Raw genomic sequence first — 12,794 nt, forward strand, 5'->3', positions numbered from 1 at the left:
CCTGCGGACTCGACCCACCAGGACCTTGATGCCCAACCCCACCGCCGAGATCACCCTCACCACCAGCCGCCACCTGGGCCTGGTCGCCATCACGCACGGCGAGAAGTACCAGCAGGCCAACCGGGCACTGGAAGAAGCCGGATTCGCGCGCCTGCCCAACGGTGCGTCCACCGCCCCGCTGACCGATCCGCAGGCCGCGCGACGCACCGCCAGCGCTCTGGTGCATCACGCCCACGCACATGGCGCCACCATCACCACCAGCACCCGGCCCTACCTCGGCGACTTCGGCACCGAGATCGCCGCACAACTGCCCGGCACCTGGAGCGCCGAACTGGAGATCCACTCCCACCCGCTGTGGCAGGAAGACCTCTGGCCCATGCTGTGGGAGGCCGGCGAGATGTACCGGGCCCTCGAAAACCACCGCATCCCGTTCGCGTCCGTCCTGAAGAACGGCTCGGGCACCGAGCTGCTGCTGATCGAGCGCCCCGGCCACCGCAGCGGCTACCTCCTGGGCGCGCTCACCGACCGGGAGCAGGAGGACCCGCACGATGACCCGACCACGCCGCACAGCATCGTGCTGCCCGCCGATCCCGGTCTCGCCGCCCGCGCCATCGCGGGCACGTTCCTGCCCGCCCACCGGCGCGCCCTGCACCACCAGGACCTGAACAACGTCCTGCGTGCCCTGGAGCGCATCCGGGAAGAACACGAGACCCTCCAGGTGATCAAGGAATCCGGCCGGTACAGCGATGGCGTCCCGCTCCGCGACTCCCGCCTGATCGGGGGAATGGAAAGGGACTTCGCCGACCACGCCTGGCTGTCCTACCGCGCCGTGCTCGAACACGCGCCGCTCCTGCTCACCCGCTGCCGTCCAGCCGCCACCCCCTGGCCCGAAGACGCCGCGGCCCTGACCCGTCTGCGCGAGGCGCTCGCCTTCAGCCAGGACGCCTGGGACGAATGGAACGACCTGCGTCAGGAGTTGTACTCGATTCCCCGCACGCTGCCGGCCCATGAATGGAGTCAGGTCCGCGGGCAACTCGGCCTCGCCGTCCTGCCCGCGATCGAGACGTGGCTCGCCGACAGCAAAGCGTTCGAGCGCCAGGCCCGCGCCACCGTACCGGGTGGGCCGGCCGCGCTGTCCGCGCCCACCCCGCGACTCCTTACCGCCCGCCCCGCGCCCCTGCCCGCCCCGCGCTCCGCGCCGGCGCACCGCTGACCGCTCACAGAAAGGATTCGCCCCTGTCTGACCACTTCCGCTTCGGCGCCCATCCCGACCACGGCTTCGTGGCCGCCGCGACCGCGAACATTCCCGCGCACCTCGCCGACTGGTTCCTGGTCCGTGAACAGTTCGAGCCCGTCCCCGACACCCCGGGCCTGTACCGGCTCACCCACCCCGAGCAGGACGGTATCCGCCGTACCCGCCAGGCCGTGCACGACCTTCGTCGGCACGGCTACGAGGTCCAGGCCGACTACTCCCTCGACCCGGGCCGCAGCGCCAGCCCACCGCAGCCCGCTGTACGCAACGGGCTGGTGGAGCGCCGCAACCGCATCGCGCAGGCGGCAGCCACCCGGTCCCCGCAGCGGCTCACCACCCCGACCACCACGATCCCCGGGGCTGCGCCGCCGCAACCCGCCTCCGTCCCCGTCAACGGCCGCGCCCAGACGGCCGGGAAGGGGCTAGGCCGATGAACGGCGAACCGATCCGCATCATCCGTGGCCGGGGCGGCCAGGTCGAAGTCGAAGGTGCGGTCGACGCCTTCGCCGCGAGCGTCCTGGCCCGCGCCGGATTCGACACCTACCCCACGCTGCGGGGCGTGTGGATCCGGTTGCCCTTCGACCTGGGCCGTACCTGGGAGAACGAGCACGCCAGCTGGGCGGCCGAGATGCTCACCGCCGCCCGCTACCACGTCGACCTCGACCAAGACCTGCGCGTCGCCCCGCCCTCGGCGAGCGCACCGCCAGCGCAGCGCCGCACGAAGGCCGCCATGACCGTGCAGACCGCACCCCCGGGCACCTCGCGGCGGCAGCGCCGCTGATCCGACGCCCCCCCGAACGAAAGCCCGCCGCCCTGACTTCCTCCGCCGCCATCACCCTCCACCTCGCCGCAGGCAACACCATCGTCGCGCTCCCCAGCGGCGAGCGGCACCGGTGGGCCACCACCGCCCTGGAACTGGCCGGGTTCACCCGGCACCAGGACGAGGCCCATCGGCTGCCCCTCGGCGACCATGCCCAAGCACGTGCAGCGCTCACCCAGCTCCACGAGACGGCCCGCGACTGCCAGGCCAAGGTCATCACCAGTGAGCGTCCCTATCTCGGCGACATCGCGCACGTCGTCGCCGAGGGCCTGCCCGGCCCGTGGGAGGTGGAGATCGAGCACTACCCGGACGGATCCATCCCGGCGCACCTGCTGGACTGGGTGTGGGAGGCCAGCCCCGTGCTGTCTGCGCTGTCGAAGTACTCCACCACCTCCGGTGCGGCGATCTTGCGCGACGGCGGCGGCACCGAACTCCTCCTGACCGAACGGCAAATCGACGGCAGCTACTTGGTCGGCGCCCTGCTGCCCTCCCCGGACCACGTCCACGTAGTCGGAACCGGTGCGCCGCGCACCATCATCGCCACCACCGCCCACGGGGCCGCTGCCGACGCGCGCTCACGCCTCCTGCCGGAATTCGAGCAACTGGTGCTCCTGGCGCGGCTGCGAGAAGTGCAGGAGGACCTGCACTGGGTGCGAGATGCCGAGCCGGGGACCGTGCCCACCGTGGACCAGGACACCGCGCTGGACCGATTCCTCACCCACGCGCCCTACCTGATCGAGGCAACTCGCCGGGGCGACGGCAAGCCACTGGCCGTACCGGAGACGGGTGTCCTCGTCCGCTTCGAAATCCTCCTTGCCCGGGTTCAGGCCGACGTCGGCGCCCGAGACAACGGGGAGCCGGGCGGCAGGGACGAAGCGATGGCCCTGTGGCTCAAGTCCGGTGAAGACCTGGTCGACGTGGTCCGGGCCACCACCGTCGGTCCGGCCGAGGAGCCCTCCCGCCCGGCCGTCGCCACCGCCACGCCGCCCAAGACTCCGACAGCGGTCGCTGCTCCCGGACGGACCCGCTGACCTTCCACTGCCGCCGCGCAGCCCAGACCGATCACGGAAAGCACCCGCGTTGAATTCCCGTACCAGCCGCCCGCCGGCCCGCTCCGCCCCCCGGCCGCTGCTCGCCGAGCGCCACGTCGCCCGGCTGCTGGTGGGCACCCTGGCCGGGCGGCTGCCCAACGGCATGGCCCCCGTCGCAATCCTCCTTCTGATCGCCGAGCAGGGCGGATCTCTCGCGGCCGGCGGGCTGCTGTGCGCGCTGTACGGGCTGGCCAGCGCCATCGGACAGCCGGCCCTGGGACGGATGGTCGACCGTCGCGGGCAGACCCGGGTCACGGCCGCCGCCGTCCTGATCACCACGGTCTGTCTCCTGCTGCTGCCGTACATCGACGCCGTCCTCCAGCCGGCGCTAGCGGCCGGCCTCGTGGTCCTCGCGGGTCTGAGCACGCCGCCGCTGGAGGCGAACCTGCGCGCGCTGTGGGGTGCCGTGCTGCCGGACCCTGAGCGGCGGCGTGCCGCGCTCGCGCTCGACACCGGAGCCCAAGGGCTGATCTACGTCGCCGGCCCGCCGCTGGTCGCCCTGCTGTCCGCCGTGCACGGTCCCGGCGTGGCCTTGACGGTCACCGCGGTGCTGGGACTGCTTGGCGCAACCACGGTGCTCAGTGCCGCGCCGTCCAGGGCGTGGCTTCCCGCCGTCGCACGTGCCGGGGGATTCCTCGGGCCCCTGCAGCACGGCGGGCTGCGGCTGCTGTTCCTCGCCGTCGGCGGTGTCGGCTTCGCCTTGGGTTCGATGAACGTGTGGGCGGTGGCGATGGCCGACCGGCACGGCGTGGCGCTGCTGTCCGGACTGATCCCCGCAGCGCTGTCCATCGGCAGTCTCGTCGGCGGCATCCTGTACGGCCGACGCCGCTGGCCGGGCCGTCTGAGCAGTCAACTCGTCACCACGGCGCTTCTGTTCGCCGCCGCCTGGGTGCCGCTCACCTTGGGCCCCGGCCCGCTCGCCGCGACCGCGTTCACGGCGCTGCCGGGCCTCTTCCTCACCGCGCTGATCACCAGCGCGTTCCTGGCCGTGGACGCGCTCGCCCCCGTCGGCACCCGCACCGAGGCGTACGCCTGGCTGATCGCTGCGGTCGGCACCGGGCAGGCCGCGGGCACGGCCCTCGCGGGCGTCCTGTCCACCGGCCCGTCCGCCGCCGCGCTCCCGGCCGCCGGATCCGTCGCCTGCCTGGGAGTACTGCTCGGCGCCCGCCGTCGCCTCGCCACCCCGGGCAAACCGCGTCCCCGTGGACGGCACCGCCGCGCCCCGGCCCACGCCGCGCATCGCTGACCCTCGCGGGAATGGAAGCTCCGGGCCCGCCTCGCCTTCGCCCAACACCCCACCGCTTTCCCGCCACCACCGATAGGAGATCCGCCTTGCCCGAAGCACAACCCGAAGCACAAGCAGAGCCGTTCATGACGATCCGGCACACCATCACCGGCGAGATCACCACCACCGGCTACAACGCCGCCGCCCGGCGGATCCTGCTCCAGGACGGCTTCGAAGAGACGCCAGGCTGCGCCTGCCGAGCGACGGAACCTGGTACGGAGCGGACGCACGGGCCTGCTCGGCAGCCAGCGAGCTGCTCGTCGTCGGCCATCCCCTGCACCTGGACCGAGCCCTCGGTCGGCCGGTGAGCGCCGACGGTACGCCCCGGTTAGTCCGGTCGCCGATGTCGGCACAGTCCGTGATCCGCTCCGAGAACGGCCAGCCTCTCCAGCGCCTCGCCAACCCCGCCCGCACCCGCACCTGTTGAAGGGGCCTCGCTTTTGACCACATCCGCAACGCCTACCAGTCCAGCGCGCACCAAGGGCGGCGAACTACGGGCCAAGGTGGCCCGACTGCTGGCCGACCGGCCCGCGGACACGCTCACCATCGGGGACATGGCCAGGCAGCTGGGCCACTCCCACGGCGCCGTCCGCAACGCCGCCCTCACCCTGGTGCGACGCGGCGAGGCCGACCAAGGCGGATCCGGACAACCGGAGTTCCGCGCGAACGCGAAAACTGCCCCAGCCGCGCAGACCGCTGTGATCAGCCCACCGGGCACCCACTCTCCCCGCGCCCAGCCGGCCACGGCCCGCACGACCATTACCGCAGCAGCCACGCCGAAGCAGACCGGCCCGATCCGCCGCGCGGGGGGCCAGCTCTACCACCCTCGGGAGCTAGCCGATCTGCCCGACGTCGAGGCGCTGAATCGCCTGCGCGACGCCGACGTGCCGGTGCTGCTCTACGGCCCTCCGGGCACCGGCAAGACATCGCTGGTGGAGGCGGCGTTCCCTGACCTGCTCACCGTCGCTGGCGATGGCGACACCACGGTCGGCGACTTGATCGGCGAGTACACGCAGGCCGACAGCGGAGGTTACGTCTTCCAGTACGGTCCGCTGGTCACCGCGATGACCGAGGGCCGTGCCCTGCTGATCGACGATGCCACCTTGATCTCACCGAAGGTGTTGGCGGCGCTGTATCCCGCGATGGACGGGCGCAGGCAGATCCAGGTCAAGGCCCACAAGGGCGAGACCATCAAGGCCGAGCCGGGCTTCTACGTGGTGGCGGGCCACAATCCCGGCGTCCACGGGGCGGTGTTGACGGAGGCGCTGTCGTCCCGGTTCAGCGTGCAGATCCAGATCGGCACGGACTATGACCTCGCCCTGGCGCTGAGGATCGATGCCCGGGTGGTCCGGGTCGCCCGGAACCTCGCCCGCCAGGTCGAACTCGGCGAGTTGGGCTGGGCCCCCCAATTGCGAGAGCTGCTGAGCTACCAGAAGACCGAGGCCGTCCTCGGCACCAATGCCGCGCTGGCGAACCTGGTCGGCATCGCTCCTGTGGAGGATCGCGACATCGTCGCCGACGCCGTCATCAAGGCTGTCGGCGTCAAGAAGATCGCGCCCCTCACCCTCGGCAAGCAGCTCCCGGCTTCGGCTGCCCGGCAGCCCCCGGGCAGCACCGGCTCCGCGCACCGGGGCCGCTCGCGATGAGCGCCCACCACCACGTCCAGTCACCCGCCACCACCCGGGACGACGACGCCGACCTCGCGCGCTGGGACGACGACGGCGCCCCGCCCGCGCAACCCCGTTCCTCCCCGGCCGCGTGGCTGCGCGTGGGAGCCGAACTCGGCGACCGGCTGGTCGCCCTCTCCGGCCGCCAGGACCTCCTCGTCACCTGCCGCCCCGGCACGCGCAGCGGCGCACCGGCCGCGTTCTTCCCCACCCTGGGTGAGGTCGAGTTCGACGCCGGCCTGTTCGCCCCGCTCCAGCCCCACGAGATCCATCCGCGGATCGTGGGCGACGAGGAGCGGTATCCCGCCGCCTGGGGAGTGTTCGTCCACGAGGCCGCGCACGCGGCCCACTCCGTCTGGACGCAGCCTGCCGGAGCGAACCCCCGCGTCGTCGAGGCCGCGCTCCTGCTGGAGGAGAGCCGCGTCGAAGGCGCACACCTGATCACGCGGCCCACGGACCGCACGTACCTGCGCACCAGTGCCCGAACCCTGGTCATGCCCGACATCGCCCACCCCACCCTCCAGGGCATCGAGCACGCCGCCGCCGTGGCGGCCCTGGTCCTCGGCCGCCGTGACGTCGGCATCCTGGACGCCGGCGAGACCCGGGCCGTCGCCCATCTGTGCGAAAAGGTGCTGGGCGCGAACCTGCTGGCCACACTCACCCGCATCTGGACCGCAGCCCACCAGTGCGCCGACCACGACGCCACGACCATGCTCACGCACGGTCAAGAATGGTGCGACGCTCTGGACGCCGCTGCCCCCGCCCTGCCCGTGCCGGAGAACCTCACCGATCTGCTGTCCGGCGCCGTGGGGGTCGTCATGGACAGCACGGCAGCCACCGACGCCGCCGACCTCGCGGCACAGGACGCAGCGGCCAACGCTATGGCGTCGCGGTCCAAGGCGCAGGCACAGGACCGCGCCCAGCGGACCGGCCAGCGACGCAAAGCCGCCGCCACCGCCAAGAGCGTCTTCAACACCCGTGGCACCACCGTCAACCCCGACGGCACACCGGCGCCCCACAGCACCCCAGTCACCGGCACCCGCAGGCCCACCGCCGCCGAGCAGAAAGCCGCCGCCCGCCTGAGCCGCGCCCTGCGCGCCGCCGCCTACCGCGAGCGGATCGAGGAGCGGACCACCAGCCCCACCCCGCCCGGCCGCCTCAACATGCGCGCGGCCCTCGCCCGCGACGCTCAGCGCGCCGCCGGGTCGGTCCCCACCGCGGAACCGTTCACCCACACCCGCCGCCGGAACTCTCCCACCCCACCGCTGCGTGTGGGTATCGCCGTCGACGTCTCCGGCTCCATGCGTGCCGCCTGCGCGCCCGTCGCGTCCGCTGCCTGGATCGTGGCACGCGCAGCAGCCCTGACCGACCCCGACTCCCTCACCGCCACCATCGCCTACGACAGGCACCTGACCGCATTGACCCGACCCACCCACCGAGCACCAGAGCGCGTGACGACGTTCGCTGCCAACGGCGGCCACCACAACCTCGGCGACGCCATCGACGCACTCGACCACGGCCTCGAACTCAGCCGCCCCGGCGCCGGCCGCCTCCTCGTGATCGTCACCGACGCCCGGTACGGCAGCGACGAAACCGCTCAAGCCGTCACCCGCGTCAAGCAGCTCACGACCGTCGGCTGCGCCGTAATCCAGCTCACCCTCACCGCCAAGTCCCAGCACCTGCCGGGGACCACCTTGCTCCACCTGCCCCAGCCCTCCAGCGCTCCCGTCGCCATCGCCAAGGCGGCCACAGACGCCATCCGCAGGACACGCTGAGACGACGCAGAAGACAGAAAGCAGAAACAACCACGTGGCAGTCCGTACGACCTGGAAGATCGTCCACAGCTGTGGACACGAAGTGACGCACAACCTGTCCGACCGGGCCGCTGACCGGCGCGCCGGATTCGCCCGCTGGCTCGAAGGCCGCGACTGCACCGACTGCTGGAAGGCCGCCCGCGACTCCGACACGGAATCCAAGGAAGCCTGGCTCGCCGCCAAGCGCGCCGAGGAGCAGCAGGCTGCCCGCGAGTGGGCCGAGCAGTTCGACATGCCGCCGCTCGAAGGGCCCGAGCGGGCCCTCGACTGGGGCGAGCGCTCCCGGTCCCAGCTCGTCACCGCCGCGTACAGCGCGCTGGTGAGCGAGGGCACCTGGGACGAGGCCGACTGGGCCGTCCTGGAAGACAAGATCCGCACCGTCGACCGCGCTGGATGGTGGATCGACCAGCGGGACGCTGAGGGCTCTGACCTGCCCGAACTCCTTGACGCTGCCACGTCCGACGACATCGGTACCGAGAACCCGTTCCGGTAGAACGTGGGGGCATATACCCGACGATCCCCGGTTACCGAAACCGGGGATCGTCCGGATCCTTGTTCCTCCCACCGCCTCCCCGCGCACCTCGTGGAAGGAACCTCCTGCTGTGCCCGTCTCCCGCCACCCGCGTGCCCCAGGTGACATCGTCACCCCCGAACGCGACATCACCCACGCCCACTTCCGGCCCGGCGACCAGGTCGTGATCCTCAAGGGCGTCGCCGGAAGCGAACTGTGGGGCGATGCCTACAAGGTCGTCACCCCCTCGTGGCACACCCCGACCGACGAGGACGGCTGGCGCCTGTTCGACCCGTCCGGAGGCGAGCGCACCTACATCACCGCGCACCCGCGCTACCTCGTCCACCTCTCCAGCCGGTGCCCCGACTGCCTCATCTACCAGCAAGCCCTGCGCACGTACCTGGTACCGCGCCTGGCCGGCGCCGACGAGGACATCGACTGCGGCTGGTACTCGGTCACCCACCTCAACCAGGTGGTGCACGTCGCCGACGCCCGGGGCTGGAAGTGACACACGCACTCGACTCGGAGCGCACCGCAGCCCTGACTGGTGCGGCTTCAGCGGCCATCGAGGCGATCACCGGGAGCGAGTGGCCGACGCTGCTCGCCGAGGCTCTGCGCGAGATAGAGGCGACGTGGCAGGAGTCGGCCGAAGTGTGCGCCGACATCGCCTGGCAGGCCCGCGCAGCCCAAAACAGCGCGCTGGTCGTACTCACCCCCGAGCACGTCACCGCCGCCGGCCCGGACCCGGTGATTCGGCGGACGTACCGGCACCTCTACCTCAGCACTTTGCGCTACGACTTCCGCTGCCGCGACATCGAGGACCTCATGAACAAGGTGCCGGTGAGCGTGCTGAACGAAGACCCTTACAGCGAAGCCCTCTACGGCTTCTCACGGTTGGGGCAGTCACGCTCCGACGGCCTCGCCGTCATGCACCGGGTCCTCGTTGCCGCACCCGGCCACCCCAAGACCCTGCACGTTCTGCTGCACGGTGTGTGGCTGGGCACCTTCCTTCCCGGCCGAGCGCCCATGCTGCTGATGCTGGTGGGGCTACTCCCCAAGGGCGGACTCAACGATCCGATCGCACTGTTCCGCATGGCCTCGGCCCGGCGCGCCCTGGGCCACTATCCCGAGGCCCTCACCGCCATCGACCACGCCCTGGAGTTGCTGGCGCCCGGCGAATTGGCAGTCCACGCCGACCTGGTACGCGAACGCCTCCTCATCACCGCCGCACACGACCTGACCCGCCTCATCCACAACCGTCCGGACGCCACCCCATGATCATCCGCGTCAACCCGCGCGACCTCAGCCCCAACGAGCCGCTCGCCGAAGCCCTCGGCCGCCCAGTCAGCGGCCAGGAGGGCCTGACCGACCACACGGTGGTCGCCCACTGGCCGGGGCTGGACTACTACACCCCCTTCGACGAACAGCAGATCTGGACGTCCGTCGAGTGGGCCGAGCACCTGGACGACCCCACCTGGGAGCACCCCTTCACCGCCAGCCCGCACGGTGACCGCCGCACCATCTGGCACGCGGACGTGCGCCTGGCCCCCGACGACCGCGACCTCACCGGACCCGAGTGGTCCGAGATCGCCCACCGGATCGCCCGTACCGCCGGCATCCAGCGCCCCGGCGACGATCAGGGCTGCCGTTGGATCGCCGTTCAGGCACAGCCCGAACGCCTCGATCTGCTCGCCAACCTCATCCGGCCGGACGGCACATGGACAGCGCAGCCACATCGGCTTCTCGCGCTCCTGGCCGCCGAGAGCCGGCGCATCGAGACCGAGCTGGACCTCATCTCGCCCCGGACCGGAGGCCCTGACCCGGATTCGGCCGCCCGGCGCGCCACCCCGCAGGCCAACGTGGCTGACGCCGCCACGCAACTCGCCGGGCTGCTAGGGCAACTCGCCGACGAGAACACCGGGCCGCTGTCCACCGTCCGCGGTCTCGTCGAGCACGCGGCTCATCGCCTCGGCCGCCTCCCGCACGCTCACGCCCAAGGCAGCGGGCACCAGCTGGAGTGGATCGCACGTCGCCTGCACGGCATCCAGCAGGATCTCGACGCCACCGTCGCCGCCCTGCCCACCGCCCCAGCGACCCCGGCGCGACCGACACCCCCGCCGTGCCGGGCAGCGGCAGCCCCCGTCCCGCCCGGCGCCCGCCTTGCCCGCTGACCCGTCAGAAAGAACCCCCACTTGGCCCTTGCCGATCGTTGCCTGACCCCGGGGCGGGACGAGCACTCCGGGGAAGTCGTCGCCCGCGGCGGCGATCCCGAAGCCCACAGCATTCTGCAACGCACCGGCTTCGTCCCCGTCGTCCGCCTCCACGAGACCTATCACCGCCTGCCCGTGGCCCTCGACGCAGCGCAGGAGAAACGTCTCGCCATCCGCGCCGTCGCCCGGCTCCGCGCCGTCAAATACCACGTCGAGGCCGACGAAGCCTTCGACACCGAAACGCGCGAGCCTCACTATCTGCCGCTCGGATCACAGGTCGCGCACCTCGCCGAGCAGATCCACGAAGCCACCACCAGCGACGAGGTCTCCGACGTACTGACCGAACTGACGGCATCCCACGACGGCGTGCTCATCGCCCTCGGCGAGGTCCTCACCGCGGCTGCCGCGTTCTATTCCGACCTCGGCCAGGCCCCGGATCCGCACACCGCCAAGCGGCTCCAGTACCTCGTCGAGCACCGGCTCGGCGTCATCTGGTCCGACCTCACCCACATGCGCAACGACCTCGCCGACCGGCACCAGGACCATCCCCAGCGCCGCGCCTGCGCCGCCGAGGTCGGACCGGACGAACGCGAAGCATCCGCCGTCTGCGCCTGCCCGCCTCCTCCACCGCGCCTGGCCACCAGCCCTGTCGCACCGCCGACCGCACCTGCCCCCGCGGCACGCCCCCGGCACTGACCCCGCTCCCCTTCCTTGTCTGAGGAGACCATGCACGACCCCACCCCCGACACCGGCCTCGGCTCGTTCGCAGCCGTCCTGGCCGGCGAACTGCCCGGCGACTGGACCAGCACGTACCACCCGGACCGTGGCGGCCTCAACGTCCACCACGTCCTCACCGACCGCGTGTGGGACATGAATGACGTCGCCGACGCCCTGGCCCAACGCAATGTGGACCACTGCGCCGTGCTGCACCGACATGACGGCACCCGCCTCTTCGTCGCCGAGCAGCCGGGCCGCGGCGACGGATACCTCATCGCCGCCATGGCCCCCGCCGACGCCCCGGAGGAGGCGTTCCGCGGCGTACGCGAGCCCGACGGTCTCGCGGTCGACGCCGATCCGTTCAGCGCCGCCGAGGACGTCACCGTCGACCTGCTGCCCCGGTACTACGTGGCGCTCGCCCAGGTGCGCGGCAACGCCGACCGGCTGGCGCTGCCGCCGGCCGACCCGCAGCGCGTCGTCATGACCTGGTCTGACGGCTCGCTCGTCGTCGACAAGCCCGACCGCGCCGACATCGCTCGGGCCCTGACGGACAACGGCTTCACTTTCGACCCGGCCCGCGACGTCCTCGTCCTGTCCGGTGACGACACCGCCCACCAGGCCGCCTCCGCACGAGCCGCCGGGGCCCGCCTGGACGAACTGGGCATCGGCGTCGTCCTGCGGCACCCGCAGGCCCGGCCGGCACTGGGCACCGCCTCGGTCGCGTCGCCGACCCCGACGGTCGCCGCCCCGCACCGAAGCCGATGACGCGCCGCGACGACGAACCGACTTTCTTCGCCCTGGACTACGTCACCATCACCCGCGACCCGCGTACCCAGCTGGTCGTGGCGATCGGCGGCGACCCCCGTGCGGCGGGCATCCTGCAGACCGCCGGCGGATTCCACTCAGCCCCGAGCGCCGGCCGCGACTACCACCGTCTCCCGCACCACATGCCGGTCGAGCACCAGCGCCATGGCGCCACAGCCGCAGCACACTCCCTGCTTCTCGCCGGGTACAGCGTCCATCTCGACCCCTCCCTGAACACCCTGGCCGCTCCCGACGGCGACCGGCAGGCGGCCCGCCGCTACCTCGACCGACTCGCCGAGCGCGCCCGTGCCGCTGAGACCGACCAAGACGTCGCCGCCGTCCTGGCCGAGATCACCGCCCCGGAGGAGGGGCTGCTCCCGCAGCTGGTGCAGTCCCTGATCTCCACATGGGCGACGTGGGGCGAGCGCCGCCGTGAAGCCGGCCTCGATGAAGGACCGGCGGACCAGCTGATGGAGATCACCAGCAGCCTGTCCAACCACGCCCGGCGGATCACGCAGATCCGCAACCAGGCCGCCCGGCACACCCCGTCGGCCGCCGCTCCCGGAAAGACCGTCCCGCCTCCAGCCCCCTCGCCCGCGCCGTCTGCGCGACGGCGATAGCCC

15 protein-coding genes are annotated in these 12,794 nt (G+C 72.1%); all 15 read left to right on the forward strand.

Features of this window, described 5'->3' with window-relative positions:
- Window positions 1–28: 28 nt before the first annotated feature.
- The 15 genes from ACFWSK_RS08415 to ACFWSK_RS08485 all read left to right on the forward strand — a co-directional run bounded on the left by ACFWSK_RS08415 (window position 29) and on the right by ACFWSK_RS08485 (window position 12,791).
- Window positions 29–1,213, forward strand: a complete 1,185-nt coding sequence (locus tag ACFWSK_RS08415) for a hypothetical protein (RefSeq protein ID WP_383783089.1) — start codon at window positions 29–31, stop codon at window positions 1,211–1,213.
- Window positions 1,214–1,281: 68 nt separating this feature from the next.
- A complete protein-coding gene (locus ACFWSK_RS08420; RefSeq protein ID WP_383783090.1) occupies window positions 1,282–1,686 on the forward strand; it encodes a hypothetical protein in 405 nt (134 codons plus the stop codon).
- Window positions 1,683–2,033, forward strand: coding sequence for a hypothetical protein (locus tag ACFWSK_RS08425; protein ID WP_383783091.1), 351 nt, complete (start codon window positions 1,683–1,685; stop codon window positions 2,031–2,033). Before ACFWSK_RS08420 ends, ACFWSK_RS08425 begins: the two co-directional genes overlap by 4 nt.
- A 326-nt stretch (window positions 2,034–2,359) precedes the next feature.
- Window positions 2,360–3,103 carry a hypothetical protein gene (locus tag ACFWSK_RS08430; RefSeq protein WP_383783092.1) on the forward strand — a complete coding sequence of 248 codons (744 nt, stop codon included), beginning with the start codon at window positions 2,360–2,362 and terminating at the stop codon, window positions 3,101–3,103.
- A gap of 49 nt (window positions 3,104–3,152) precedes the next feature.
- Window positions 3,153–4,409: an MFS transporter gene (locus ACFWSK_RS08435; protein ID WP_383783093.1), complete on the forward strand. Its 1,257-nt coding sequence runs from the start codon at window positions 3,153–3,155 to the stop codon at window positions 4,407–4,409.
- Window positions 4,410–4,534: 125 nt separating this feature from the next.
- Window positions 4,535–4,756 (forward strand): hypothetical protein, encoded by a 222-nt coding sequence (locus tag ACFWSK_RS08440; RefSeq protein ID WP_124264746.1) that lies wholly within the window; start codon window positions 4,535–4,537, stop codon window positions 4,754–4,756.
- 195 nt (window positions 4,757–4,951) lie between these two features.
- The gene (locus ACFWSK_RS08445; protein WP_383783094.1) at window positions 4,952–6,094 is read left to right on the forward strand and encodes an AAA family ATPase; all 1,143 of its coding nucleotides are present in this window, start codon (window positions 4,952–4,954) and stop codon (window positions 6,092–6,094) included.
- The gene (locus ACFWSK_RS08450; RefSeq protein ID WP_383783095.1) at window positions 6,091–7,890 is read left to right on the forward strand and encodes a hypothetical protein; all 1,800 of its coding nucleotides are present in this window, start codon (window positions 6,091–6,093) and stop codon (window positions 7,888–7,890) included. Before ACFWSK_RS08445 ends, ACFWSK_RS08450 begins: the two co-directional genes overlap by 4 nt.
- Window positions 7,891–7,972: 82 nt before the next feature.
- Window positions 7,973–8,422 carry a hypothetical protein gene (locus ACFWSK_RS08455; RefSeq protein ID WP_383783155.1) on the forward strand — a complete coding sequence of 150 codons (450 nt, stop codon included), beginning with the start codon at window positions 7,973–7,975 and terminating at the stop codon, window positions 8,420–8,422.
- Between the two features lie 109 nt (window positions 8,423–8,531).
- A complete protein-coding gene (locus ACFWSK_RS08460; protein ID WP_383783096.1) occupies window positions 8,532–8,948 on the forward strand; it encodes a hypothetical protein in 417 nt (138 codons plus the stop codon).
- Window positions 8,945–9,718 carry a hypothetical protein gene (locus ACFWSK_RS08465; protein WP_383783097.1) on the forward strand — a complete coding sequence of 258 codons (774 nt, stop codon included), beginning with the start codon at window positions 8,945–8,947 and terminating at the stop codon, window positions 9,716–9,718. Before ACFWSK_RS08460 ends, ACFWSK_RS08465 begins: the two co-directional genes overlap by 4 nt.
- Window positions 9,715–10,611 carry a hypothetical protein gene (locus ACFWSK_RS08470; protein ID WP_383783098.1) on the forward strand — a complete coding sequence of 299 codons (897 nt, stop codon included), beginning with the start codon at window positions 9,715–9,717 and terminating at the stop codon, window positions 10,609–10,611. The genes ACFWSK_RS08465 and ACFWSK_RS08470 overlap by 4 nt, the downstream gene beginning before the upstream one ends.
- A 21-nt stretch (window positions 10,612–10,632) precedes the next feature.
- Window positions 10,633–11,346 (forward strand): hypothetical protein, encoded by a 714-nt coding sequence (locus ACFWSK_RS08475; protein ID WP_383783099.1) that lies wholly within the window; start codon window positions 10,633–10,635, stop codon window positions 11,344–11,346.
- A 30-nt stretch (window positions 11,347–11,376) separates the two neighbouring features.
- Window positions 11,377–12,132: a hypothetical protein gene (locus tag ACFWSK_RS08480; protein ID WP_383783100.1), complete on the forward strand. Its 756-nt coding sequence runs from the start codon at window positions 11,377–11,379 to the stop codon at window positions 12,130–12,132.
- On the forward strand, window positions 12,129–12,791 hold the full coding sequence (locus tag ACFWSK_RS08485) for a hypothetical protein (protein ID WP_383783101.1): 663 nt from the start codon (window positions 12,129–12,131) through the stop codon (window positions 12,789–12,791). The genes ACFWSK_RS08480 and ACFWSK_RS08485 overlap by 4 nt, the downstream gene beginning before the upstream one ends.
- Window positions 12,792–12,794 lie beyond the last annotated feature (3 nt).

The sequence above is a fragment of the Streptomyces sp. NPDC058620 genome, assembly GCF_042717135.1.
Classification (GTDB): domain Bacteria; phylum Actinomycetota; class Actinomycetes; order Streptomycetales; family Streptomycetaceae; genus Streptomyces.